At 65.0% G+C, this 25,634-nt stretch carries 20 protein-coding genes and 2 tRNA genes; 13 read left to right on the top strand and 9 right to left on the bottom strand.

Going from position 1 to position 25,634, the window contains the following annotated elements; all coding sequences use genetic code 11:
• Nucleotides 1-242 precede the first annotated feature (242 nt).
• The gene (locus CHB99_RS18645; RefSeq protein ID WP_042127877.1) at nucleotides 243-1,379 is read left to right on the top strand and encodes a TDT family transporter; all 1,137 of its coding nucleotides are present in this window, start codon (nucleotides 243-245) and stop codon (nucleotides 1,377-1,379) included.
• 203 nt (nucleotides 1,380-1,582) lie between these two features.
• Nucleotides 1,583-3,457, top strand: coding sequence for an MFS transporter (locus tag CHB99_RS18640; RefSeq protein ID WP_042127879.1), 1,875 nt, complete (start codon nucleotides 1,583-1,585; stop codon nucleotides 3,455-3,457).
• An 18-nt stretch (nucleotides 3,458-3,475) separates the two neighbouring features.
• Here the strand turns inward: CHB99_RS18640 and sugE are convergent, their stop codons facing one another.
• Complete coding sequence (gene sugE, locus CHB99_RS18635) at nucleotides 3,476-3,793, bottom strand: quaternary ammonium compound efflux SMR transporter SugE (RefSeq protein ID WP_042127881.1); 318 nt, start codon at nucleotides 3,791-3,793, stop codon at nucleotides 3,476-3,478.
• Nucleotides 3,794-3,944: 151 nt separating this feature from the next.
• Nucleotides 3,945-4,865: a recombination-associated protein RdgC gene (gene rdgC / locus CHB99_RS18630; protein ID WP_042127883.1), complete on the bottom strand. Its 921-nt coding sequence runs from the start codon at nucleotides 4,863-4,865 to the stop codon at nucleotides 3,945-3,947.
• A 159-nt stretch (nucleotides 4,866-5,024) separates the two neighbouring features.
• On the opposite strand from rdgC, the gene CHB99_RS18625 reads away from it, so the two are divergent.
• From CHB99_RS18625 to CHB99_RS18580, 10 genes are all read left to right on the top strand, one after another.
• Nucleotides 5,025-5,100 (top strand) — tRNA-Val (locus CHB99_RS18625).
• A gap of 16 nt (nucleotides 5,101-5,116) precedes the next feature.
• Nucleotides 5,117-5,193 (top strand) — tRNA-Asp (locus CHB99_RS18620).
• 319 nt (nucleotides 5,194-5,512) lie between these two features.
• Complete coding sequence (locus tag CHB99_RS18615) at nucleotides 5,513-9,517, top strand: bifunctional nitrate reductase/sulfite reductase flavoprotein subunit alpha (protein WP_042127885.1); 4,005 nt, start codon at nucleotides 5,513-5,515, stop codon at nucleotides 9,515-9,517.
• A 285-nt stretch (nucleotides 9,518-9,802) separates the two neighbouring features.
• Nucleotides 9,803-12,361, top strand: coding sequence for a nitrite reductase large subunit NirB (gene nirB / locus CHB99_RS18610; RefSeq protein ID WP_042127887.1), 2,559 nt, complete (start codon nucleotides 9,803-9,805; stop codon nucleotides 12,359-12,361).
• Complete coding sequence (gene nirD / locus CHB99_RS18605; protein WP_042127889.1) at nucleotides 12,361-12,720, top strand: nitrite reductase small subunit NirD; 360 nt, start codon at nucleotides 12,361-12,363, stop codon at nucleotides 12,718-12,720. Before nirB ends, nirD begins: the two co-directional genes overlap by 1 nt.
• 119 nt (nucleotides 12,721-12,839) lie before the next feature.
• Nucleotides 12,840-13,772 carry a pca operon transcription factor PcaQ gene (gene pcaQ / locus CHB99_RS18600; RefSeq protein WP_042127891.1) on the top strand — a complete coding sequence of 311 codons (933 nt, stop codon included), beginning with the start codon at nucleotides 12,840-12,842 and terminating at the stop codon, nucleotides 13,770-13,772.
• A 176-nt stretch (nucleotides 13,773-13,948) separates the two neighbouring features.
• On the top strand, nucleotides 13,949-14,713 hold the full coding sequence (gene bamJ, locus CHB99_RS18595; protein WP_042127893.1) for a BamJ family beta-barrel-assembly machinery protein: 765 nt from the start codon (nucleotides 13,949-13,951) through the stop codon (nucleotides 14,711-14,713).
• A gap of 253 nt (nucleotides 14,714-14,966) precedes the next feature.
• Nucleotides 14,967-15,407: a YkvA family protein gene (locus CHB99_RS18590; RefSeq protein ID WP_042127895.1), complete on the top strand. Its 441-nt coding sequence runs from the start codon at nucleotides 14,967-14,969 to the stop codon at nucleotides 15,405-15,407.
• Nucleotides 15,408-15,507: 100 nt separating this feature from the next.
• Entirely contained in the window at nucleotides 15,508-15,852 is a 345-nt protein-coding gene (locus CHB99_RS18585; RefSeq protein WP_042127897.1) for a helix-turn-helix domain-containing protein, read from the top strand.
• The gene (locus tag CHB99_RS18580) at nucleotides 15,849-16,217 is read left to right on the top strand and encodes a hypothetical protein (protein ID WP_042127899.1); all 369 of its coding nucleotides are present in this window, start codon (nucleotides 15,849-15,851) and stop codon (nucleotides 16,215-16,217) included. Before CHB99_RS18585 ends, CHB99_RS18580 begins: the two co-directional genes overlap by 4 nt.
• Before the next feature lie 41 nt (nucleotides 16,218-16,258).
• Here the strand turns inward: CHB99_RS18580 and CHB99_RS18575 are convergent, their stop codons facing one another.
• Together CHB99_RS18575 and CHB99_RS18570 are read right to left on the bottom strand one after the other, a co-directional pair.
• Nucleotides 16,259-18,016, bottom strand: a complete 1,758-nt coding sequence (locus CHB99_RS18575; protein ID WP_042127901.1) for a bifunctional diguanylate cyclase/phosphodiesterase — start codon at nucleotides 18,014-18,016, stop codon at nucleotides 16,259-16,261.
• A 136-nt stretch (nucleotides 18,017-18,152) separates the two neighbouring features.
• Nucleotides 18,153-20,234, bottom strand: a complete 2,082-nt coding sequence (locus tag CHB99_RS18570; protein WP_167335882.1) for a carboxy terminal-processing peptidase — start codon at nucleotides 20,232-20,234, stop codon at nucleotides 18,153-18,155.
• 140 nt (nucleotides 20,235-20,374) lie between these two features.
• Here CHB99_RS18570 and CHB99_RS18565 point away from each other — a divergent pair, with 140 nt between their 5' ends.
• A complete protein-coding gene (locus CHB99_RS18565) occupies nucleotides 20,375-21,337 on the top strand; it encodes an NAD(P)H-quinone oxidoreductase (RefSeq protein ID WP_042127904.1) in 963 nt (320 codons plus the stop codon).
• Between the two features lie 146 nt (nucleotides 21,338-21,483).
• On the opposite strand, the gene CHB99_RS18560 is transcribed toward CHB99_RS18565, so the two are convergent.
• The 5 genes from CHB99_RS18560 to CHB99_RS18540 are packed head-to-tail and all read right to left on the bottom strand — an operon-like array spanning nucleotide 21,484 to nucleotide 25,580.
• The gene (locus CHB99_RS18560) at nucleotides 21,484-22,137 is read right to left on the bottom strand and encodes an HAD family hydrolase (protein ID WP_042127907.1); all 654 of its coding nucleotides are present in this window, start codon (nucleotides 22,135-22,137) and stop codon (nucleotides 21,484-21,486) included.
• Nucleotides 22,138-22,159: 22 nt separating this feature from the next.
• Nucleotides 22,160-23,149, bottom strand: coding sequence for an ABC transporter ATP-binding protein (locus CHB99_RS18555; protein ID WP_042127909.1), 990 nt, complete (start codon nucleotides 23,147-23,149; stop codon nucleotides 22,160-22,162).
• Between the two features lies 1 nt (nucleotide 23,150).
• Nucleotides 23,151-23,948 carry an ABC transporter permease gene (locus tag CHB99_RS18550; RefSeq protein ID WP_042127911.1) on the bottom strand — a complete coding sequence of 266 codons (798 nt, stop codon included), beginning with the start codon at nucleotides 23,946-23,948 and terminating at the stop codon, nucleotides 23,151-23,153.
• Nucleotides 23,935-24,777, bottom strand: coding sequence for an ABC transporter permease (locus CHB99_RS18545; RefSeq protein ID WP_089266589.1), 843 nt, complete (start codon nucleotides 24,775-24,777; stop codon nucleotides 23,935-23,937). Before CHB99_RS18545 ends, CHB99_RS18550 begins: the two co-directional genes overlap by 14 nt.
• Nucleotides 24,774-25,580, bottom strand: coding sequence for an alkaline phosphatase family protein (locus CHB99_RS18540; protein WP_042127913.1), 807 nt, complete (start codon nucleotides 25,578-25,580; stop codon nucleotides 24,774-24,776). The genes CHB99_RS18545 and CHB99_RS18540 overlap by 4 nt, the downstream gene beginning before the upstream one ends.
• Between the last annotated feature and the right edge of the window lie 54 nt (nucleotides 25,581-25,634).

Below are 25,634 nucleotides of genomic sequence, written 5' to 3'. Positions count from 1 at the left end.
GATGACTCCGAACGAAAATAGCGATGCACCACCACGGCGGATGGTCACCTCGGTCAGTCAGTCTGGCACGTCGCCCGGGCTTCGTCAGCGCCGACCAAGGTCGCAGCGGCAGGGCGTCGCAGGGTTTTCGGCGATGATTATCTGTTAAGTCGATAATAGATAGAGAAAATAACCGTTATATGGATATTCTTTTTGGTTGTAGGTTGGTCTCTACCTCATGAGAGGACAGGAGACAGAACACCATGTCATGCCCGACCGCGATCCATCCCTTGCGTCCCTTCAACCAGTTGACCCACCCCCGCGAAGTGATCCGCCAGTTCACCCCCAACTGGTTCGCCGTGGTCATGGGCACCGGTGTCCTGGGCCTGGCCTTGGTGCAGGCGATTCCGGCGCTGCGCGGGGTGGCCGAGGCCCTGTGGTGGCTGGCGTCGGGGCTGTTCGTGCTGTTCGGCATGCTCTACGGCGCGCGCTGGGTCATGTTCTTCCACGAGGCGCGGCGGATCTTCGGACACTCCACGGTCTCGATGTTCTTCGGCACCATCCCGATGGGTCTGGCGACGTTGCTCAACGGTGCGCTGGTCTTCGGCCTGGCGCGTTTCGGCGACGGCATCCTGCCCTGGGTCGAAGCGCTGTGGTGGCTCGATGTGGCCATGGCGCTGCTGTGCGGCGTGGCGATTCCTTTCCTGATGTTCACCCGTCAGGAGCACAGCATCGACCAGATGACCGCGGTCTGGCTGTTGCCGGTGGTGGCCGCGGAAGTGGCGGCGGCCAGCGGAGGCCTGCTGGCGCCGCACTTGGTCGACAGCACGCGGCAGTTCCAGGTGCTGATCACCAGTTATGTACTGTGGGCGGTATCGCTGCCGGTGGCGTTCAGCATCCTGACCATCCTCATTCTGCGCATGGCCCTGCACAAGCTGCCGCCGGCGCACATGGCCGCGTCGAGCTGGCTGGCGCTGGGGCCGATCGGTACCGGTGCGCTTGGCATGCTGCTGCTGGGGGGCAATGCACCGGCGATCTTCGCGGCCAATGGCCTGGCCGGTTTCGGCGAGATTGCCCGGGGGATCGGCCTGATCGCCGGGCTCGTGCTCTGGGGCTGCGGGTTCTGGTGGTTGCTGACGGCGCTGCTGATCACCCTGAAGCATATGCACCAGGGCATGCCGTTCAACCTGGGCTGGTGGGGCTTCACCTTTCCGCTGGGCGTTTATGCGCTGGCGACGCTGAAGCTGGCGAGCTGGCTGGGTCTCGGGTTCTTCCAGGGGATGGGCGTGGTCCTGGTGCTGGCGCTGGTGGGGTTGTGGTCGCTGGTGGCCTGGCGCACGGCGCGCGGGGCCTGGCGTGGTGAGTTGTTTGTGTCGCCTTGCATTGCGGGTTGTAAATAGGCTTTGGGGAGCGCGTTGCGCTCCTTCGCGGGCGAGCCACGCTCCTACCGGGGCAGCCGAACCACTGCGAAGGACCGCAACGCGGGCCCAATTGATTGGCAAGTATTTCCAGGGGCTGGCCGAATCGAACTGCATTCCTGCAAAGTGTGGCTTTTCCCGCGCCCGGCGCCTCAAATCACAAAGCCCGATCAGGTACACGGACGATGAGCCACACCTCCCAGTTCGCCTTGCTCAGGAAGCGTCGCTTCCTGCCGTTCTTCATCACCCAGTCGCTGGGTGCCTTCAACGACAACCTGTACAAGCAGTCGCTGATCCTGGCGATCCTCTACAAGCTGAGCATCGGCGGCAGCGGGTCGATGCTGGTCAGCCTCTGCGCCCTGCTGTTCATCCTGCCGTTCTTCCTGTTCTCGGCGCTGGCCGGGCAGTTCGGCGAGAAGTACGCCAAGGATGCGCTGATCCGCACCATCAAGCTGGCCGAGGTGGTGATCATGGCCATCGGTGCCGTGGGCTTCCTTTATAACCAGCTGTGGCTGATGCTCGTGGCACTGTTCGCCATGGGTACCCACTCGGCGCTGTTCGGCCCGGTCAAGTATTCGATTCTGCCCCAGGCATTGCGCGAAGAAGAACTGGTGGGCGGCAACGGCCTGGTGGAGATGGGCACGTTCCTGGCGATCCTCGCCGGAACCATCGCCGCGGGTGTGATGCTGTCGGTCAGTGGCTATGCCCCGGTGGTGGCGTGCGCCATCGTGCTCACCGCGGCCCTGGGCTATCTTGCCAGCCGCTTCATTCCACGTGCCGCCGCGGCCTCGCCGGAACTGAAGCTGCAATGGAACATCTTCGCCCAGACCGGCGCGACCCTGCGCATGGGCCTGAACCAGACCCCGGCGGTGTCCCGCTCGATCGTCGGCAACTCGTGGTTCTGGTTCGTCGGGGCGATCTACCTGACGCAGATTCCGGAATACGCCAAGGTCTCGCTGCACGGTGACGAAACCGTGGTCACCCTGATCCTCACCCTGTTCTCGGTGGGCATCGCCCTCGGTTCGCTGCTCTGCGAACGGCTCAGCGGCCGCAAGGTCGAGATCGGCCTGGTGCCGTTCGGCTCCTTTGGCCTGACCCTGTTCGGCCTGCTCTGGTGGTGGCATTCCGGGTATATCCCGGCGGCGGACGCGCCTTATGACTGGCTGGCGCTGCTGGGCATGGCCAAGGCCTGGTGGATCCTGCTGTCGATCGTCGGCCTCGGGGTGTTCGGCGGCTTCTATATCGTGCCGCTGTATGCGCTGATCCAGGCGCGCACCCCGGAAGACCAGCGGGCCCGGGTGATTGCCGCGAACAATATTCTCAATGCGCTGTTCATGGTGGTCTCGGCGATCGTCACCATGCTCCTGCTCGGCGTGGCGGGGCTGGAGATTCCGCAGCTGTTCCTGGTGGTGTCGCTGCTCAACATCGCGGTGAATGCCTACATCTTCAAGATCGTCCCCGAATTCAGCATGCGCTTCATGATCTGGCTGCTCAGCCATTCCATGTACCGGGTCAGGCATCGCGACCTGGAGCGGATTCCCGACGAAGGCGCGGCGCTGCTGGTGTGCAACCATGTGTCGTTCGTCGACGCGCTGCTGATTGCCGGCGCGGTGCGCCGGCCGATGCGTTTCGTCATGTACTACCGGATCTACAACCTGCCGGTGCTCAACTTCATCTTCCGCACCGCCGGGGCCATCCCCATCGCCGGGCGCAACGAGGACCGCGCCACCTACGAGCGTGCCTTCGAACGCATCGCCGAATACCTGGAGGCGGGTGAGCTGGTGTGCATCTTCCCGGAAGGCAAGCTGACCGGTGATGGCGAGATCGACGAGTTCAAGGGCGGGGTCAAGCTGATCCTGCAGCGCACGCCGGTGCCGGTGATTCCGTTGGCGTTGCAGGGGTTGTGGGGGAGTTTCTTCAGTCGCGACCCGGCCAAGGGCTTCTTCCGGCGCTTCTGGTCACGGGTGACCCTGGTGGCCGGCGCCGCGATTCCTGGCGAACAGGCGGAGCCGGCGCTGCTGCGCGAACGGGTAGGGGCGTTGCGCGGAGAAATCCGCTAGCGACGTAGAGGGGGAAGGTCAGCTTGCGCTGACCTTCAGGCCGATCAGGCCGGCGATGATCAGCGCAACGCTGACCAGGCGCACCAGGGCCATGGATTCGCCGAACAGGATGATCCCGGCGATCACCGTGCCCACCGCGCCGACGCCGGTCCAGATGGCGTAGGCGGTACCCAGCGGCAATTCCTTCATCGCCAGGCCGAGCAGGCCCAGGCTCACGGCCATGGCGGCGACGGTCAATGCGGTGGGAAGGGGGCGGGTGAAGCCATCGGTGTATTTCAGGCCGACGGCCCAGCCGACTTCGAAGAGGCCGGCGAAAAACAGAATGATCCAGGACATGCTCGATACTCCATCAGGTGATGGGGCCGTCCCCGGATGTTCACGCGGTGCGTCGCGAGGTCGTCCTCGCAGTGCGCACTATAGTGCACATTTTCCCTGGCAAGGGCAAATCCAGGGGATGAAGGGGCCGCGCCGCGGCCCCCTGGATGGATCAGATCCCCTGCGGAATCTCCTCGCCGCCCAGCGCTTCGAACAGCGCCGGGAGGAATTCGGAGAAGGTCAGCATCATCAAGGTGAAGCTGGCGTCCAGTTGACCCAGCGCTTCGTCGCCGCCGTCTTCCTCGGCCTGGTCCTGCAGCAGTTCCTCGAACTTCAGGCGCTTGATCACCGTCTTGTCGTCCAGCACGAAGGACAGCTTGTCCTGCCAGGCCAGGGCCAGCTGGGTGACCTGCTTGCCGGTGCCCAGGTGCAGCTGGATCTCGTCGCTGGTCAGGTCCTGGCGCTTGCAGCGCACGATGCCGCCGTCTTCATGGGTATCGCGCAGTTCGCATTCGTCCAGTACGTGGAAGTCCGGGGCGGCCTGCTGGTTCTTCACCCAGTCGGTCATGGTCGCGCTCGGCGCGATCTTCACCGTGACCGGACGCACCGGCAGCGAGCCCATGACTTCACGCAGGGTCGAGAGCAGGTCTTCGGCACGCTTGGCGCTGGCCGAGTTGACCAGGATCAGGCCGAGCTTCGGCGCGATGGCGGCGAAGACCATCGCCCGGCGAATGAAGGCGCGGGGCAGGAAGGCCTGGATGATCTCGTCCTTGATCTGGTCGCGTTCCTTTTTATAGACCTTGCGCATCTGCTCGGTCTCGATCTCGTCGACCTTCTCCTTGACTGCGTCGCGCACGACGCTGCCGGGCAGGATGCGTTCTTCCTTGCGCGCGGCGATCAGCAGGAAGTCACCGCTGACATGCACCAGGGGAGCGTCCTCACCCTTGCCGAACGGCGCGACGAAGCCATAGGTGGTCAACTCCTGGCTGGCGCATGGGCGGGCAGGCTTGCTGGCGAGGGCCGCTTCCAGCGCTTCGGCGTCGAACGGGATGTCCTGGGTCAGGCGATAGCTCAGCAGGTTTTTGAACCACATGGGGCGAATCTCTCCTCATTACATAAGGGGGGCATTATTCTCCGAGCGGCGCTTCCAGGCCAAGTCCGCTAAGTCGTTGGAACGCCTGAAAATTTTTTTTCAAAAAGTGCTTGCCAGAGTATCGGGTGCTCCGTAGAATGCGCGCCACACCGAGACGATGGGTGATTAGCTCAGCCGGGAGAGCATCTGCCTTACAAGCAGAGGGTCGGCGGTTCGATCCCGTCATCACCCACCAAATCTCAGTGTTACGCGCAGCGGTAGTTCAGTCGGTTAGAATACCGGCCTGTCACGCCGGGGGTCGCGGGTTCGAGTCCCGTCCGCTGCGCCATATTCGCTTCCAGGGCCCACTGAACACCCGGAAGCAACAGAGAAAGCGACCTGAGGGTCGCTTTTTTTGTGCCTGCGTTTTCCTGCCCGCGCTGCGTTGGTGCAACGCTCACCACGACGGTGCATCCTGCGCCGCCCTCGATACCTCGCCATCCCCTGATTCCGGGCTTCCGGCCGTTTTGGCGCGCCCCTTGCTTTGACCTGACCATCAGGCAATCAACGTCGATTGCCCCATTCACGACAAAGGCGCCGTGTCGCTCCCCTGTTCATTCAGGCCGGGGCGGCAGGGCGCCTTTTTGTTTTGCGAAGGAGTCAGGGTCATGGCCAGCACGACGGTGCGCAGTGTCTGCCCATATTGCGGTGTCGGTTGCGGCATCGTCATGAGCGTGGCGGACAACCAGGTCATCAAGGTCAGCGGCGACAAGCAGCACCCGAGCAATTTCGGGCGCCTGTGCACCAAGGGCCTGAGTTGCCATCAGCCGTTGCGCGAGTCCGGGCGCATGGAATGGGCCTGGCTGCGCGATCAGCGCCAGCGCGATCCGGTGCGCCTGGGCATGGACCAGGCGCTCGAACAGGCCGCCCGGCGTCTGCGCGAGATCATCGACCGCGACGGCCCGGACGCCGTGGCACTGTACGTGTCCGGGCAGATGTCGCTGGAAGCCCAGTACCTGGCCAACAAACTGGTGAAGGGCTTCATCCGCAGTCGCCATATCGAATCCAACTCGCGCCTGTGCATGGCCAGCGCCGGCAGCGGCTACAAGCTGTCGCTGGGTGCCGACGGGCCGCCGGGCAGCTACCAGGACTTCGACAAGGCCGAGGTGTTCTTCGTGATCGGCGCCAACATGGCCGACTGTCACCCGATCCTGTTCCTGCGCCTGCTCGACCGGCTCAAGGCTGGCGCCCGCCTGATCGTGGTCGATCCGCGGCGCAGCGCCACGGCGGACAAGGCCGATCTGTTCCTGCAGGTCCGTCCCGGCACCGATCTGGCGCTGATCAACGGTCTGCTGCACCTGCTGCATGAAAACGGGCAGACCGACAACGCCTTCATCCAGCGCTACACCGAAGGCTGGGAGGAGATGCCGGCCTTTCTCGCCGACTACACCCCGGCGCGGGTGGCGCAGATCACCGGTCTTGCCGAAGCCGATATCCGCCAGGCGGCTGCCTGGATCGGCGCGGCCAAGGACTGGATGAGCTGCTGGACCATGGGCCTGAACCAGAGCATCCAGGGCACCTGGCACACCAATGCCCTGTGCAACCTGCACCTGGCGACCGGCGCCATCTGCCGACCCGGCAGCGGTCCTTTCTCCCTGACCGGTCAGCCGAATGCCATGGGCGGTCGGGAAATGGGCTACATGGGCCCCGGTTTGCCAGGCCAGCGTTCGGCGCTGGTGGAGGCGGATCGGCAGTTCGTCGAACGACTCTGGAAGATCCCGGCCGGCAGCCTGCGCGCCGAGGCGGGCGAGGGCACCATCGGCCTGTTCGAACAGTTGGCCGCCGGCCAGGTAAAAGCCTGCTGGATCATCTGCAGCAACCCGGTGGCCAGCGTCGCCAACCGCCAGCGGGTGATCGACGGGCTGCGCGCGGCGGAGCTGGTGATCAGCCAGGACGCCTTCCTCGACACGGAAACCAACCGTTACGCCGACATCCTTCTGCCCGCCGCGCTGTGGGCCGAAAGCGAAGGGGTGATGATCAATTCCGAGCGCAACCTGACCCTGACCGCCAAGGCGGTGGACGCCCCCGGCGAGAGCCTGGCCGATTGGCAGATCATTGCCCGGGTGGCCTGCGCCATGGGCTATGCGGACGCTTTCAGCTACGCCAGCGCCGAGGAGGTCTTCGAGGAAATTCGCCAGGCCTGGAACCCGGCCAGCGGCTACGACCTGCGCGGCCTGGACTACGCAACGCTGCGCAGCGGCCCGCGGCAGTGGCCGTGTGAACCGGGCCGCGCCGATTCGCGCAGCCCGCTGCGTTATCTCAACAATGGCCTGAGCCAGACGCTGAAGGACGCTGTCGATGGTGAGCGTCCGGATATCGTCTTCGCCACGGCCAATGGCAAGGCCCGATTCTTCGCCCGGCCGTGGCTGCCGCCTGCGGAACTGCCGGACGCGTCCTACCCGTTGGTGCTCAACACCGGTCGTGTCCAGCACCAGTGGCACACCCTGACCAAGACCGGCAAGGTGGCCAGCCTCAACAAGCTCGACCCCGGCCCCTTCGTGGAAATCCATCCGCAGGACGCCGCCGAACTCGGCATCGCCGAGAAGGATCAGGTCCAGGTCCGCTCGCGGCGTGGCCAGGCCGTGCTGCCGGCGCGGATCACCACGCGGGTGATGCCGGGCAACTGCTTTGCACCCTTCCACTGGAACGACCTGTACGGCGAGCAACTGGCGATCAACGCGGTGACCTGCGATGCGGTCGATCCGCTGTCGCTGCAACCCGCCTTCAAGCACTGCGCCGTGGTCCTGAGCCGGGTCAGTGGCGAGCGCCTCGATATCCTTCAACTCGATCCCGCCATCTCCGAGGAGAGCCGGCCCATGCCCTACGACACCCTGCGCCAGGTCCTGGGCCTGGGCACGCCGCCCGAACTGGCCCTGGCCGAGAATGAGCAACAGTACCTGCATGGCTTCCTGCTGGGGCTGGAGAGGATGCGCCACGAGGGCGTCCCGACCTTGCCGGCCAGCGCGCCGCTGGCGCCATCGCGAAGGCTGTTCGTCGACGGCCTGCTGGCCGGCCTGTATTCCCGTGCCGAGGCCCTGCCTGCCATGGCCTCCCTGGACGCGCCGACCACCCCGGCGCATCTGGTGCTCTGGGCTTCGCAGACCGGCAACAGCCAGACCCTGGCCGAGCGCTGCGCTGGCCATCTGCGCGAGGCCGGGTTGACGGTGCAACTGGAGTGCATGGAAAGCGTCCAGCCGGCACGGGTCGGCGAGGCTGCGAGCCTGTTGCTGATCACCAGCACCTTCGGCGACGGCGAGGCCCCGGACAGCGCCACGGCATTCTGGCAATCGCTGCAGGGCGAGGGCGCTGACTGGGCGAAACGGCCTTACGCGGTCCTGGCCCTGGGGGACTCCAGCTACGACCAGTTCTGCGGCTTTGGCCGCAAGCTCGATCAGCGTCTTGCCGAGCTGGGCGGCCAGCGTCTGCTGGAGCGGGTCGATTGCGAGCCGGATTTCGACGAGCCCTTCGCCGGCTGGCTGCAGGCGTTGACCACGAAGCTGGCGCAGGCTCCGCTGGCGCTGAGTGAACCGCTGCAGGCGGCGTTCGGCAAGCAGGCGCCATTGCCCGCGCGGGTCGTGGAAAATCGCCTGCTCAACGGGCCGGGAGCCAGCAAGGAGACCCGGCAGATCGTTTTCGACCTGGGTGACAGCGGGCTGCGCTACGAAGCCGGCGACGCCCTCGGGGTCTGGCCGCGCAACTGTCCGCAACTGGTCGAGGAAGTGCTCGAACGCAGCGGGCTCGACGCGGCGCTTCAGGTCACCCTGAAGGGCCAGGCGCCGATGTCGCTGCGCGAAGCGCTGAGCGATCACCTGGATATCACCCGGATCACCCCGCAGTGGCTGGAGCGCTTCCGCGCCGTGCATCCGGCCTGCCCCGGCGACAGGGATGCCTTGTGGGGACGGCAACTGGCGGACCTGCTCGCCGAGTTTCCCCTGTCGCTGCCCCTGGCGGACTGGCTGACCTTGCTCAAGCCCTTGCAGCCCCGGCTCTACTCCATCAGTTCCAGCCCGCGCCAGCATCCGCGGCAGGTGCACCTGACGATGTCGACGGTGCGTTACGGCCAGCGCAAGGGCGTGTGTTCGACCTTTGTCGCCGATCGTGCCGGGGAACTGAAGGTGTCGATCTTCCCACAGCCGTCCGCGAGTTTTCGCTTGCCCGAGGATGACAGCCGGCCGCTGATCATGGTCGGGCCCGGCACCGGCATCGCGCCGTTTCGTGCCTTTCTCCAGGAGCGCGAGGCGCGTGCCGCCAGCGGCGCCAACTGGCTGTTCTTCGGCGAACAGCGCGAAGCCTGCGACTTCTACTACCGCGACGAGTTGCTGGCATGGCGCCAGAGCGGTGTGCTGACCCGGCTGGACACCGCGTTCTCGCGCGATCAGCAGGACAAGATCTATGTGCAGCAGCGCATGCGCGAGCAGGGCGCGGAGCTGTGGCGCTGGCTGCGTGATGGCGCGTACTTCTATGTCTGCGGCGATGCCGGACGCATGGCCAGGGATGTCGATGCGGCGCTGAAGGACGTGGTCGCGGAGCATGGCGGGATGAGTGCCGAACAGGCGGCGCTGTATGTAGCGCAGATGGGGCGGGACAAGCGCTACCTGCGGGATGTGTACTGATGCGGCCGGGAAACTCACTGCATCAACATGCTGCAACATGGCGATTTCTGCACCAGCGTGGTTCAAGCAAACCCGCCGGGAGCCTCTGGAACCCTTGATTTCAGGCCAATCCGGCACTTGGCACACTACCTGCTTTTACCTCTGCACAACGTCCCGGGTGGTCAACGTCGATCACCGTTACGGACCATAACGATCAAGACCAGGCAAAGGCGCCTGGAGCTTCGGCTCCAGGCGCTTTTTTTTGCGTTTTTTCCGGGGTACGCCCCGCACCGTGAGGAACCAGGCATGAACGCCATCGCGTCCATCGAGCAACGAGAAAAGCTGGTAATCGTCGGCAACGGCATGGTCGGCCATCACTGCGTCGAGCAACTGATCGAGCGCGGTGCCCTGGCCCGTTTCGAGGTGCGGGTGTTCGGCGAGGAACGCCAGCGCGCCTACGACCGCGTGCATCTGTCCGAGTACTTCAGTGGCAGCGATGCCGAAGCGCTGGCGCTGGGCGAGGCGGGGCTGTATGGCGAACACGGCATCGCCGTGCATCTCGGCGAAGCGGTGCTGGAGCTGGATCGCGAGCGCCGCGAAGTGGTCACCACGCAGGGGCGCTACCCGTACGATCGGCTGATCCTGGCCACCGGTTCCTACCCCTTCGTGCCGCCGATTCAGGGCTCCGAAGGCGCGGCGCGCCTGGTCTACCGCACCCTCGACGATCTCGACGCGATCCGTGCCGCGGCGGCCAATGCCCGCCGTGGTGTGGTGGTGGGTGGCGGTCTGCTCGGCCTGGAGGCGGCCAATGCCCTGAAGTCCCTGGGGCTGGAAGCCCATGTGGTGGAATTCGCGCCGCGCCTGATGCCGGTGCAACTGGACGGCGAGGGCGGCGCGGCGTTGCGCGCGCGGATCGAGGCACTTGGGGTCGGCGTGCATCTGGCGCGGGCGACCCAGGCCATCGTCGCTGGCGAGGACTACCGCTACCGGATGAATTTCGACGGGGGCGAATTCCTCGAAACCGACCTGATCGTGTTCTCCGCCGGTATCCGTCCGCAGGACGCCCTGGCCCGCGCCAGCGGCCTGGAAGTGGCGGCCCGCGGCGGCGTGGTGATTGATGGCGAGTGCCGCAGCAGCGACCCGCGCATCTATGCCATCGGCGAATGCGCCTCGTGGAATGGCAGTGTGTTCGGCCTGGTCGCGCCGGGTTACGGCATGGCGCGCAACCTCGCCACGGCGCTGGCCGGACAGCCGGCCGAGGCCTTCGCCGGGGCGGACATGTCGACCAAGCTCAAGCTGCTCGGCGTCGATGTCGGCTCGATCGGCGATGCCCACGGCGCCACGCCGGGCGCGCGCAGCTATCGCTTCATCGACGAGGCTGGCAGCAGCTACCGCCGCCTGGTCCTGGATGCCAGCGGCAAGCGGGTGATCGGCGCGGTGCTGGTGGGCGACAACAGCTATTACGACACCCTGTTGCAGTACGTGCAGAACGGCATCGCCGTGCCCGCCGATCCGGCCGCGCTGATCCTCCCGCAAGGCGGCGGCGCGCCGGCCCTGGGCGCCGATGCCCTGCCAGACAGCGCGACCATCTGCTCCTGCCACAACGTCAGCAAGGGCGCGGTGTGCGCCGCCATCGACAGCGGTTGTGGCGATCTTGCCGCGGTGAAGAGCTGCACCAAGGCGGCGACCGGTTGCGGCGGTTGCGCGGCCTTGCTCAAGCAGGTCTTCGAGCACGAACTGACCGCCCGCGGCGTCAGCGTCGACAAGAGCCTGTGCGAGCACTTCGCCTACACCCGCCAGGAGCTCTACGCGCTGGTGCGGGTCGAGGGCATCCGTGATTTCGACGAACTGCTGGCCAAGCACGGCAAGGGTCATATCGGCTGCGCCATCTGCAAGCCCACTGTCGGCTCGATCCTCGCCTCGTGCTGGAACCAGCCGATCATGGACCCGTCCCTGGTGCCGCTGCAGGACACCAACGACACCTTCATGGCCAACATGCAGAAGAACGGCACCTACTCGGTGGTGCCACGGATTCCCGGCGGCGAGATCACTCCGGACAAGCTCATCGTGATCGGCGAGGTGGCGAAGAAATACGACCTCTACACCAAGATCACCGGCGGCCAGCGCATCGACCTGTTCGGCGCGCAGTTGCACGAGCTGCCGCTGATCTGGGAGGAACTGATCGCCGCCGGCTTCGAGACCGGGCACGCCTACGGCAAGTCGACGCGCACGGTGAAGTCCTGTGTCGGCAGCACCTGGTGCCGCTATGGCGTACAGGACAGCGTGAAGATGGCCCTGCTCCTGGAAGATCGCTACAAGGGCCTGCGCTCGCCGCACAAGCTCAAGTTCGCCGTGTCGGGCTGCACCCGCGAATGCGCCGAGGCGCAGAGCAAGGATATCGGCGTGATCGCCACCGAGAAGGGCTGGAACCTCTACATCTGCGGCAACGGCGGCATGCGCCCGCGCCATGCCGAACTGTTCGCCACCGACCTCGACGACGCCACCCTGGTGCGCCTGATCGACCGCGTGCTGATGTTCTACATCCGCACCGCCGACAAGCTCCAGCGCACCTCGGTATGGCGTGAAAGCCTGGAAGGCGGGCTGGACTACCTCAAGCAGGTGATCATCGATGACAGCCTGGGCCTTGGCGCCGAGCTGGAGGCGCAGATGCAGCATGTGGTCGAGCGCTATGAATGCGAATGGGCCAACGCCCTCAAGGATCCGGAAAAGCTCAAGCGCTTCCGTACCTTCGTCAACGACCAGCGGACCGATCCGGGCGTGCATTTCGTCCGCGAGCGCGGCCAGCGCCGACCGATCGCGGCGGCGGAACTCCATTTGATCCCGACCACCGAGGAGGTGCTCTGATGAACCTGTCGAATGCTGCTGTGAAATCGTCCCTGGCGTGGACGCCGGTGTGTGCCGAAGCCGATCTGGTGGCGCAATCCGGTGTGGTGGTCTGGCATGACGGCGCGCAGGTCGCGCTGTTCCATGTGCCGGGGGCGGAGACCGAGTTGTATGCCGTGGACAACCATGACCCGCGCTCGGGCGCCAATGTGATCGGCCGCGGCCTGATCGGCAGCCTGCAGGGTGAGCTGGTGGTCGCCGCGCCGTTGTACAAGCAGCATTTCCGCCTGCGCGACGGGCGCTGCCTGGAGGACGAGGGGCAGGCGTTGCGGGTCTGGCCGGTGCGCTTGCATGAGGGGCGGGTCGAGATCGGCGGGTAGTTCTTTTGGGGCTGCTTTGCAGCCCTTCGCGAGCAAGCTCGCTCCCACAACCGCCTGTGGGAGCGAGCTTGCTCGCGAAGGGCCGCAAAGCGGCCCCAATACGGATAAACTTCCCCCCCATGAACCTCGACACCCGCATCAAATTCCGCCACCTGCTGTGCTTTCTCGAAATCGCCCGCCAAGGCAGTTTCGCCAAGGCCGCGGATGCCGTGGCGATCAGCCAGCCGGCGATCTCCAAGACCCTCAAGGAGCTCGAGGACCTGCTGCAGACCCGTCTGTTCGAGCGCGGCAAGCAGGGTGTCGAGCTGACGCCCGCCGGGGTGCGCTTCATGCGCTACGCCGGCCCCTGCGTGCAGGCCCTGCGCGAAGGTGTGAGCACCCTGCGCGGGGAGGAGCATGCGCCGCCGCAGGTGCGCGTCGGCGTGCTGTCGACCGTGGAAAGCCTGCTGATGCCGGAAGTCATCCGCCGCCTGCATCAGCGCCACGCGGCGCTGGTGGTCAGCGTCGCCACCGGGCCCAGTGCCCATCTGCTGGCGCAGTTGCATGTCGGTGAACTGGACCTGGTGATCGGGCGCATGACCGACAGTCCGCAGATCCAGGGCCTGCTGTTCGAACACCTGTACAGCGAGTCGATGTCGCTGGTGGTGCGGCCGGGCCATCCCCTGCTGCGGAGCCTGCCCCTGGAGCGTGCGCGGCTTGCCGATTACCCGCTGGTCCTGCCCCTGGCCGGGACCACCATCCGCAAGCATGCCGACAGCCTGTTCGTGCAGTGCGCCATCGAACAGCCGCGACAGCGTCTGGAAACCCTGTCGCCGGCCCTCAGCCGGCGCTATGTGCAGGGCAGCGACGCGGTCTGGGTGGCGCCGCGCGATGCGGTGCGGGTCGACCTCGATCGCGGCGAGCTGCACGAGCTGGACCTGGGGGTCAGGGAGCCGGGCGGTTCTGTCGGCATCTGCAGCAACGCCGCCTTGCCGTCACCGTTGCCGGCCCAGTGGCTATGCGAAGTGTTGCGTGAAGTTGCGGCGCAATACCGCGATGGCGACTACCCTTGAACGCGGTTGCGACGTCCATACTGGCCCTGTGCCGTAAGTGCGCATGAAGAACTGTTCATATTGCTGAACTTCCGGGACTTTTCTCGTTCTTATTGCCGGTAGCCATTGGTCGTGGCCGCCTGATATTCTCGCGGCTTTATTCGATTGCCCCTTTGGCGGATGAACAAGGAAATAGCATGAAACAGCATCGGTTGGCGGCTGCGGTTGCCCTGGTTAGCCTGGTCCTGGCGGGTTGCGATTCGCAGACCAGCGTCGAGCTGAAAACCCCGGCACAGAAAGCCTCCTACGGTATCGGCCTGAACATGGGCAAGAGCCTGGCTCAGGAAGGCATGGACGATCTCGATTCCAAGGCTGTCGCCCAGGGCATCGAAGACGCCATCGGCAAGAAGGAACAGCGCATCAAGGACGAGGAGCTGATCGAAGCCTTCGCCTCGCTGCAGAAGCGCGCTGAAGAGCGCCTGACCAAGCTGAGCGAAGAGTCCGCCGCGGCCGGCAAGAAATTCCTTGAAGAAAACGGCAAGAAGCCTGGTGTGGTCACCACCGCTTCCGGCCTGCAGTACGAAGTCGTGAAGAAGGCCGAGGGTGTTCAGCCCAAGCCGACCGATGTGGTCACCGTTCACTACGAAGGCAAGCTGATCGATGGCAAGGTCTTCGACAGCTCCGTCGAGCGCGGTGCGCCGATCGATCTGCCGGTCAGCGGCGTGATTCCGGGCTGGGTCGAAGGCCTGCAGCTGATGCACGTCGGCGAGAAGGTCAAGCTGTTCATCCCGGCCGACCTGGCCTACGGCGCACAGAGCCCGAGCCCGATGATCCCGGCCAACTCCGTTCTGGTCTTCGACCTGGAACTGCTGGGTATCAAGGACGTGTCCAAGCTCGAAGTACCTGAGCTGGATGCCGCCCCAGAAGCCGCTCCGGCCAAGGAAGCAGCTCCGGCCAAGTAATCTGGCTGTCGCTGTTGTCCAACGCCCCGTAGCCACGGGGCGTTGTCGTTTTTGCGGCAGGGCGCGATGCTGTGTGACAGTGTTCACGGATCCTTGCGCTAGACGATTGCGTAATGAAACAAGTGTGTAAAAAACGCCCGATTCGACCCCGGCCCTTGCCCGCCGGGAGCCCCGGGCCCGAAACCAGGCTCTGTTCACAAGGTTATCCACAATTAATGTGGATAACCTTCCTGGCACCGCTGATGGAGGTCTCATGAAAGCACCGTGGAATTTCGCTCGCTTCCTGCCTCTCGCCGAACGTCTGCTCAGCCGTGGTCGGCTGCCGGCGCTGCTGTTCGCCGTGGCGCGCAAGGGCCCGCGGCTGGGTCAACTGAAGGAGGACGTGCGTCTGCTGCAGGCCCTGTGCGTGGCCTGGTGGCGCGGCGAGTACCGGGCGATCAGCCCCAAGGCACTGGTGACCATCGTTGCCGGCCTGCTGTACTTCGTCAGCCCGCTGGACGCGATTCCGGACTGGCTGCTGGGCGTCGGCCTGCTGGATGACATCGCCGTGCTCGGCTGGGTACTGAAGACCGTCAGCGACGAACTGGAGGCGTTTCGCGCCTGGCGCCAGCGTCAGTCGCCGGAAAAACTGCGGGTGGTGGAGCGTCTGCCGGATACCCCCGAAGCCCTGCGTCTGGAGCAAAATCGCGGCTGACGCGTGCGGCGTGCTGCAATTCCCCTGTTGGCTGGTAATATTATTGGCATAACGATTATGCCTACAGATTACATGCGAGAAGTCCGACAAGGGGGTTGTAATGGCTATTCAGGTTATCAGCCGAGATGGTCAACCCGAGTACGCGGTTGTTCCCTGGGATCAATATCAGGCGTTACTCAAGGCGGCGGGCCAACCGGAGGCGGTTGCCGCCAGCGTAGACAGCAGCACTTCAGCGTCCTCCACCACGGCCAGCGCGCCAGCCTTCAGCGAGCTGGCCGCGTTGCGTCAGGCCAAGGGCCTGGCGGCCGAGCAGCTGGCGCGCAAGGTCGGGATCAGCCCGGTCTATCTGGCGATGATCGAAAGTGGTGAGCGCGAGCCCGACTCGGCGATTCGTCGCAGCCTGGCCTGGGAGCTGGGGCTGCCGGGCTGGAGCGATGCGTCATGAGCGCCGTACGGATCAGCCGTCAGCATTGGGAAGGGCTGCTCGGCGAGCTGGATGTCGCCCGCCGGCAACGCCACCTGCTGACCTACCGTGCACTGCTGGAGCGCCTGCAGTTGCCCAGCCCGGCGATGCAGACCCTGACCGCCGCCCTGGAGTACCTGGCGCTGCTCGATGCCCGCGCCGAGCAGCCATTGCGTAGCTCGCTGGTGATCAGCCAGGGCGCGAGTCGCTTGCCGCGCACCGGATTCTTCGAGTGCGTCGAGCGCCTGGGGCGCTTTTCCGGGCCGTCGGATGGCATGGCGGCGGCGTCCTGGCATGCTTCGGAGGTTGTGCGGGTGTTCGAGTTTTCCTACCCCGACGAGGATTGACAGCCTTGAGGCTTCATCGCTGCGGTTCGGCGATGAGGCCGTCAGGCCGCCGCGGTATCGATCAGGTACACGCTGGCACCGGCCACTTCCTTGGCATGGTGCTTGGCTTGCGACGCCAGGTCCGCCAGTTGCCCCGCATCCAGCTGGGCACACGCCTCTGGGCGCAATTGCACGACCCCGATCGACAGCGACAGCAACGGGAACTCCTGGCGCTGCCCCAGGCGGTTGTGGGCGATGAAACAGCCGGCCTCCAGATGCTCGCTGCGATAAAAGCGCCGACACTGTTTGTGGAACTCTTCCAGCAGCACGTCCAGGCGCTGCTGCCAATCCTGCGAACCCAGCACCAGCATGAAATCATCCCCGCCGATATGCCCGACGAAGTCGCGGCTCGGATCGACCCGCTCGCTCAGGCACTGCGCCAGGCACAGCAAGACTTCATCGCCACGGGCATAACCGTAGATATCGTTGAAGGGCTTGAAGCTGTCGATGTCGACATAGCAGATCACCGCCCGACGCTGCTGTTGCAGCAGGCGCGCCAGGCACTGCTGGATCGGCACGTTGCCAGGCAGCAGGGTCAGCGGGTTGGCGTAGCGCGCCTGCTGGATCTTCTGCTCGGTGATCAGTTTGAGTACATCGATCACCCGACCCAGGCCGACATAACGCCCCTGGTGGGTAATGATGAAATCTTCTTCGATACGCTGCCGCGCGCGGCTGGTGAGCAGGCGGCTGACAGTCTGCAGTGACTGGCTCAGCTCGACGGCGAGGAAGTCGTCGCTCATCAGCCGACTGATCGGCTTGCGCGCGAACAGGTCGGTGGCGAACGGCTTGAGCAGGGCATCGGAGAGCGAATGGCGATGCACGATGCCGCACGGCCGCTCCTGTTCGTCGAGCACCGCCAGGGAGTTGAGGTTGGCCTGGCGGCGAAAGGCTTCCAGCACCAACGGCGTGGCGGTATCGCCAGTGACCGCCGGCTGTTCGATGAGCAGGGCGCTGAGGTCGGACGCTTCGTCGGCCAGTACCGGCAGGCTGGTGAGGACCGGGCCCGGCAGCAGGTGCGTGATGTCTTGTGGTGGATGTTCCTGCGGGCGGCAGAGCAGATAGCCCTGTACCAGGTCCACGCCCATCTCGGTCAGTACCGTCAGCTCCTCGGTCAGCTCGATGCCCTCGGCGATCACCTGGGCGCGGGACGCCTTGGCGATCTGCAGGATGGAACCGACGAACTCGCGCTTGACCGCGTCGAGGTGGATGCCGTCGATGAAGTGGCGGTCGATCTTCACGTAGTCCGGGCGCAGCTCCGACCACAGGCGCAGGCTGGAGTAGCCCGCGCCGAGGTCGTCCAGGGCAATCGAGAAGCCCATGTCGCGGTAGTGGTGCAGGGCGTTGTAGAGCAGCTGGAAGTCGTCGGTGGGGGTCTGCTCGGTCAGCTCGATGACCACCTGGCTGGCCGGGATGCCGAGGTGCTGCAGGAGCTTGAGGGTCTGTCCGGACTGGTACTGCGGTTCGAGCAGCGACTCGGGCGAGACGTTGAGGAACAGCTTGCCGTCCAGTTGCTGCTGACTGAACCGCCGACAGGCGCTTTCCCGGCAGGCGATTTCCAGTTCGGTCAGGCGCCCGGCGTGGCGGGCCACGGCGAACAGGTTGATCGGTGAATGCAGCGGGCTGTTGGACGGGCCGCGGCTCAGGGCTTCATAGCCGAGGATGCGCCGTTCGGAAAGGCAGACGATAGGCTGGAACAGGCTGTGCAAGCCGCCTTGAGTCAGGATGGAACTCAATGCGCTGAGCTGTTCGGTCATGGTCATATCGCAACTACCTTGAAAAAAAAGGGACTGGACGCCGGCAGCGTTCAGTCCCTTATTTCACGACAGTTTGATGACTGTTTAATGACGCAATGCCATCACTTCATGGTATTTCGCCATTATCGATTCAGCGGGCTTTTCAGTGTTTGGCCACCGCCGAATTGAGGCTCAGGTAGTCCAGCAGGATGCGTCCGGTCTCGCTCAGGTAGGCATCGTCCTCCGGCTTGCTGTCGTCCGGTTCGGCGGGGATCGCGTCCTCGTCTTCCTTCTTCAGCTCCTTCAGTGGCTCCTCGCCCTTGGCCTTGCGCCGGATGTTCTCCAGCGCCAGTTGCTGGCCTTCGATATCGGCGTGCTGGGCGCGGCGTTCCTGCTCGTTGAGGCTGACGGTCTTCTCGCTCATCAGCTTCTGGGTCAGGGCCAGGCGATCGCGGATGTAGACGAACTCCGCGTCCTTGGCGCTGCGCGTGTCATGGCGTTCCTTGAGCTGCGCGAGGAACGGTTTGAACGGATCGCTGGCCGGTTTGATCGCCGCGCGGATGGTGTCCCATGGCATGGCTTCGGGCAGGGCGCTTTCGCCGATTTCCTTGGTGTCGATGATCGACGGGTAGTCGATGTCCGGCAGCACGCCCTGGTGCTGGGTGCTCTGTCCGGAAACCCGGTAGAACTTGGCCAGGGTCAGTTTCAGCTCGCCGTGGTTGAGCGGCTGGATGGTCTGCACGGTGCCCTTGCCGAAGGTCTGGCCGCCGAGGATCAGGGCGCGGTGATAGTCCTGCATGGCACCGGCGAAGATCTCCGACGCCGAGGCGGACAGGCGGTTCACCAGCAAGGCCAGCGGGCCCTTGTAGAAGGCGCCGGTGTTTTCATCTTCGAGCACATCGACGCGGCCATCGCTGTTGCGCACCAGCACGGTCGGGCCCTTGTCGATGAACAGGCTGGTCAGCTCGGTGGCTTCCTGCAGGGAACCGCCGCCGTTGTTGCGCAGGTCGATGACCACGCCGTCGACCTTTTCCTTCTGCAGCTCGGTGAGCAGTTTCTTCACGTCGCGGGTGGTGCTCTTGTAGTCCGGATCGCCGGCACGGTAGGCCTTGAAGTCCAGGTAGAAGGCCGGGATCTCGATGATGCCGAGCTTGTAGTCGCGGCCGTCCTGCTTGAGGTTCAGCACGGATTTCTTCGCCGCCTGCTCTTCGAGCTTGACCGCTTCGCGGGTGATCGACACCACCTTGCTGGTCTGGTCGTTCGGCGCGTTGCTCGCCGGGATCACTTCGAGGCGTACCACCGAGCCTTTCGGGCCGCGGATCAGCTTGACCACTTCGTCCAGGCGCCAGCCGATCACGTCGACCATTTCCTTGTCGCCCTGGGCGACACCGATGATCTTGTCGGCGGGGGCGACCTGCTTGGTCTTGGCGGCCGGGCCGGCCGGCACCAGGCGGACGATCTTGACCTGGTCATTGTCGCTCTGCAGCACCGCGCCGATGCCTTCCAGCGACAGGCTCATGTTGATGTCGAAGTTTTCCGCGTTGTCCGGCGACAGGTAGTTGGTGTGCGGGTCGTAGGACTGGGCGAAGGTGTTGATGTAGGCCTGGAAGATGTCTTCCGAGCGGGTCTGGTCCAGGCGCGCCAGCTGGTTCTTGTAGCGCTTGGTCAGGAGTTCCTGGATGGCCTTGGGTTCCTTGCCGGCGATCTTCAGGCGCAGGACTTCGTCCTTCAGGCGTTTGCGCCAGAGGTCGTCGAGCTCGGCGCCGGTCTTGATCCAGGGGGCGTCCTTGCGGTCCACCAGCAGCGTTTCACGGGCATTGAAGTCGATCTTGTCGACGCCCTTGTTCAGCTCGGCGAGGGTGAAGTCCAGGCGCGATTTCACCCGGTCCAGATAGCGCTTGTAGATATCGAAGCCGGGCTGCAGGTTGCCGCTCTTGAGGAAGTCGTCGAACTGGGTCTTCCACTTGTCGAACTCGGCGATGTCGCTGGCCAGGAAGTAACTGCGCGCCGGATCCAGCAGCTTGATGTAGCTGTCGTAGATGATGACCGAACGTGCATCGTTCAGCGGCGGCTTGCTGTAGTGATGGCGCTTGAGCAGCTCGACCACGTTGAGACTGGCGACCACCTGATCGCGATCCGGCTGCAGCGATTCCCAGCTGTTGGCCGCCAGTGCCGTGCCCGCGAAGGGCAGGCTGCCGAGGCCGATCAGCAATGCGAGGGCGGTGGACGGAAGAAAGTGCTTCATGCCGATTCGACGCAGGGGCAATTGATAACGCATAGTGGGCCGTCTTTGATTCGCCGGTTCCAGAAGATCCGGTCGCAAAATGCAAAAAGCCTGGCGCTACAAGCGCCAGGCTCGGTCTTGACATCAACTATGGAGGCACTGTGAAGGCATTGCAAGGCGTTGACGGACATGTGGAGTGGGTTGAGGCACCAAGCCCGGCCTGCGATGTAGGTCAAGTGCGGATTCGTGTTGCCGCCGCCGGCCTCAACCGTGCCGACCTGCTGCAGCGCGCGGGGCTCTACCCGCCACCGCCGGGTGCCAGCGAATACCTGGGGCTGGAATGTTCCGGGGTGATCGTCGAGGTGGGCGCCGGTGCGTCCTGGCAGATGGGTGACCGGGTCTGCGCGCTGCTCGCCGGCGGCGGCATGGCCGAGGAAGTGGTGGTCGATGCCCGTCATGTGCTGCCGGTGCCGGAAGGCCTGAGCCTGCATGAGGCGGCGGCGCTGCCGGAGGTGTATGCCACGGCCTGGCTCAACCTGTTCCAGCTTGGTGGTCTGAGGCCCGGTGAGAAGGTGCTGCTGCACGCCGGGGCCAGTGGTGTCGGGTCGGCGGGCATCCAGCTGTGCAAGGCCTTTGGCAGCCCCTGCTGGGTCAGCGTGGGCTCGGCCGATCGCCTGGCCTACTGCGAGGCACTGGGGGCCAGCGGTGGCGTGGTGCGTGGTGATGATCTGGAGGCACTGAACGACTTTGCCCCGTTCGATGTGGTGCTCGATCCGGTGGGCGCCAATTATGCCGCGCTGAACCTCAAGTTGCTGGCGCGGGACGGACGCTGGGTGATCATCGGCCTGATGGGTGGGCGTAAAGCGGATCTGGATCTGGCCTTGTTGCTGGGCAAGCGTATCCAGCTGACCGGCTCGACGCTGCGCAACCGTGACGACCAGTTCAAGGCGGATCTGCTCCGCGACCTGCATCAGCAGGTCTGGCCGCTGTTCAGCGAGGGCAGGTTGCAGCCGCAACTGGTGGGCAGCTACCCGGTGGCGGATGCGCAGTCGGCCTTCGAGGAACTGGCGGGGAACCAGGTTTCCGGGAAGCTGGTGCTGGTGATCGATCCGACCCTGGTTTAGGCATTTGGGGCCGCGTTGCGGCCCTTCGCGGTGGTTCGTCACACGACAAGCCTCGCTCCTACAGGCAACTCAGATTTCCTGTAGGAGCGAGGCTTGTCGTGTGACGAACCACCGCGAAGGACCGCAACGCGGTCCCCGAAACCACCTCAGGTCCAGGCCAGGATCGGCCAGCCATTCTTCTCGGCATGCTCGCGCAGCACCGGATCCGGATTCACCACATGCGGGTGATCCACCTTCAACAGCAGCGGCAGGTCATTGCGCGAGTCGGAATAGAAACTCGCCCCCTCCAGGTTCTCCTCTTCCTGATCCAGCCACTCCAGCAAGCGGGTGATCTTGCCCTCTCGGTAGGTCAGCACGCCTTGCGTACGGCCGGTGTAGACGCCGTTGGCCACTTCCAGATCGATCGCCAGGAATTCGTCGATCCCCAGCCGCGCCGCGATCGGCCCCACCAGATGATTGCCCGAGGCCGAGATCACCAGGATCCGGTCGCCCTGCCGACGGTGCTCGGCAATCACGCGGCAGGCATCGCTGAAGATGATCGGCTCGATGAAGTCCTCCACCCATGGCTCCACCAGATGCTCGACCTCCTCCGGTGTGCGCCCGGCCACGGGCTCCAGGCTGAAGGCCATGTAGTCCTCCATGGCCAGGTGGCCCTTGCCGTACGCCTCCATCAGCTCATGGTCGCGGCGCAGGAACGAGGGGCCGTCGACCCAGCCCAGGCGGGCCATCTGCTCGCTCCACAGCGAGGCGCAGTCGCCGTGGATCAGGGTTTCGTCGAGATCGAAGATCGCTAAAGCCATTCAAGAAAACTCCCGTGCATCCCTAGGCGACTTCGCGCAGGGCAGTTGGATCGATCGACAAGGATACCCGTTGTCCGTCCGGATAGAGATCGGCGGACGAGCGGTTGAGCACGTCCACCAGCAGTTCGACGCCACGGGCCTCGACCCGGTAGCGAATGATGTTGCCGAGCAGGCTGTGGCTGCGCACCTGGCCGTCCAGCGCGCCGTCCAGGCTCAGGGCGATGGCTTCCGGGCGGATCGCCAGACGACTGTGCACCGGACGCTGCAGCAGGCGGCTGGCGCTCTCGGCGTCGAGCAGGTTGTAGTTGCCGATGAACCCGGCGGCGAAGGCGTCCACCGGGGCGGTATAGAGCGTCTCGGCGTCGCCGCTCTGGACGATCTTGCCCTGGTTCATCAGGAAGATGCGATCGGACATCGTCAGCGCCTCTTCCTGGTCGTGGGTGACGAACACCGTGGTCAGGCCCAGTTCGCGCTGGATGCCGCGGATCTGCTCGCGCAGGTGCTTGCGAATGCGCGCGTCGAGCGCCGACAGCGGCTCATCGAGCAGCAGCAGGCGCGGACGGGTCACCAGCGAGCGGGCCAGGGCCACGCGCTGGCACTGGCCACCGGACAACTGGTGCGGATAGCGCCCGGCGAAGTCCTGCAACTCGACCATGCGCAGGGCTTCCTCGACCCGGCTCCGGCTGTCCTGGCTGGCGACCTTCTGCATGCGCAGGCCGAAGGCGACGTTCTGCGCCACGGTCATGTTGGGGAACAGCGCGTAGCTCTGGAACACCATGCCGATCCCGCGCTTCTGCGGGCTCTGCGGCACCAGGTCGTGGCCGTCGAGGAGGATCTGGCCGCTGTCCACCGGGGTCAGTCCGGCGATGCAGCGCAGCAGGGTCGACTTGCCGCAGCCGGAGGGGCCGAGCAGGGTGATGAATTCGCCGCGGGCGATGGTGAAGTTGATGTCCTTGAACACCGGGCTGCCGGCGTAGGTCTTTTCCAGGTTCTGGATGCTGACGAAGCTCATATCAGGTCTTGTCCTTGTTCAGGCGGTTGGCTGCCCAGGTCAGCACCAGTACGAAGAGGAAGTAGGAAATCACCAGGGCACTGTTGAAGTGACCACTGCTGTTGCGCATGTTGTTGAGGTACACCTGCAGGGTTTCGTAGCGGGTACCCACCAGCAGGTTGGCGAAGACGAACTCGCCGAAGAGGAACGAGAACGACAGCAGCAAGGCCACCATCAGGCCCTTGCGCAGGTTCGGCAGGATCACCAGGAACGCCGCCTGCCAGGTGCTGGCGCCGAGCAGTTGGGCGGCGTCCATCAGGTCGCGGAGGTTGATCGCCTGGAGGTTGTTGGTGATCGCCCGGTACATGAACGGCAGGGCGACGGTGAAATAGCAACCGATCAGGATCCACGGCGTGCCGACCATGGCCATCGGCCCGGAGCCATAGAGCTGCAGCAGGCCCACCGAGGACACCACCGGCGGCACCGCGAAGGGCAGCAGGATGAGGATGTTCATCAGTCCGTCGAGCTTCGGAAAGTGGTAATGCACGACGAACAGCAGCGGCAGGATCAGCAGCACCGACAATGCCAGCGCGCCGACGCAGACCAGCAGCGACTGGGCGAAGGCGGTGAGGAAGCGCGGATCGCTCCACAGCGCCAGGTACCACTTGAAGGTCAGGCCGCTGGGCAGCAGGCTCGCCGACCAGCTGGTGGCCAGGGAATAGAGCAGGGTGCCGGCCAGCGGCAGGAGCAGGATCAGGAACAGCACCCAGACCACCAGGCGGTGGTAGAGGGCGCTGCGGCCAGGTTCAGCGCGCGACATGGTAGCTCCTCTTCAGCAGCCATTGGTGGACCAGGGTCACCAGGGTCATCAGTCCGACCAGGATGATCGCCAGGGCGCTGGCCAGGTTCGGGTCCAGGGAAATGTCACCGGCCACCAGGGCGGCGATGCGGATCGGCAGCACGTTGAAGTTGCCGGTGGTCAGGGCGTACACCGTGGCGTAGGCACCGAGGGCGTTGGCCAGGAGGATGACGAAGGTGCCGAGCAGTGCGGGTGTCAGCACCGGCAGGCCGATATGCCGCCAGTACTGCCAGGCATTGGCACCGAGCAGCGCGGCGGACTCGCGCCAGTCTTCGCGCAGGGCGTCGAAGGCCGGGTAGAGCAGGAGCACGCCGAGAGGAATCTGGAAGTAGGTGTAGAGGATGATCAACCCGGTCTTGGAATACAGGTTGAAGTCCTCGATCAGCCCGGCCTGCTTCAGGGCCATGGTCAGCGCCCCGTTGAAGCCCAGCAGGATGATGAAGGCGAACGCCAGTGGCACCCCGGAGAAGTTGCTGGTCATGTTGGCGAAGGCGTTGACGAAGTCGCGCAGGCGCGAATCCACCCGTTGCAGCGAATAGCTGCCGAGCACGGCGATGAGGATGCCGAACAGGCTCGACCAGAAACTGATCTCCAGGCTGTGCTGGATCGCCTGGCGGTAGAACTTCGAGGCGAAGATCTTGCTGAAGTTGTCCAGGCCCCAGCCGCTTTCGGCCTGCAGGCTGTGGATCGCCACCCAGGCCAGCGGGGCGATCTGGAAGATGATGAAGAACACCGCGAAGGGCAGCAGGCACAGCAGCGCCAGCCACTTGCCACGAGACAACGGATTCACGAGAGCAGCTCCCGGCAGACGGGTTTGTCGTGGGCCACGCCGAGCAACTGGCAGATGGTGCCGCACAGTTCGGTTTGCTGGGGCTTGGCGTTGGGGTCGAGGCTGAAGCCGTCGCCGAAGACGAACAGCGGCACGTCGCGCTCCTCCGGCAGCAGGCCGTTGTGCGAGCGGTCGTTGTTCATGCCGTGATCGGCGGTCACCAGCACCTGGTAGCCCTCGGCGAGCCAGGTGGCCAGGTAGTCGGCGAGCAGGATGTCGGCCGAGCGCGCACTGTTGCGGTACTGGCTGCTGTCCAGGCCGTGGCGGTGGCCGGCATCGTCGATGTTCATCGGGTGCACCAGGAGGAAGCCGGGGCGGTACTTGCGCCGCAGGTACTCGGCGTCGGCGAACAGGTGCGAGTCCGGGTAGTGGTCGGCGTAGTAGAACAGGCCGTGCTGGATCGGCAGCTTCGGCGCGTGGGTGTGACGGTCGCGGACCGGGTCGAACGGGGTGCGGTTGTACAGTTCGCTGACCCAGTGATAGGCCGCCGCCGCGGTATTCACGCCGCCCTCGCGGGCGTAATGGAAGATGCTGCGCTGGTTGGACAGGCGCGACACCTGGTTGTGCACGATGCCGCTGTCGATGGGCGGCACCCCGGTGAGGATGCATTCGTACAGCGGCCGCGACAGGGCCGGCAGTTCGCATTCAAGGCGGTACAGCGCGGCGCGGTCGGCTTCGACGTAGGCGTGCAGGTGGCCCATGGCGTGGTGGGCCACCTGGTGGTTGAGGCCGTCGAGGAGGACCAGGATGACGTTGTGTTTCATGTTGCGGGCTCCGGGGCCGGGTGGGACGGGGACCGCTGCGCGGTCCTTCGCGAG

The organism is Pseudomonas japonica, assembly GCF_900188455.1.
GTDB lineage: Bacteria > Pseudomonadota > Gammaproteobacteria > Pseudomonadales > Pseudomonadaceae > Aquipseudomonas > Aquipseudomonas japonica.
This window is presented reverse-complemented; position numbering and strand designations above follow the sequence as displayed.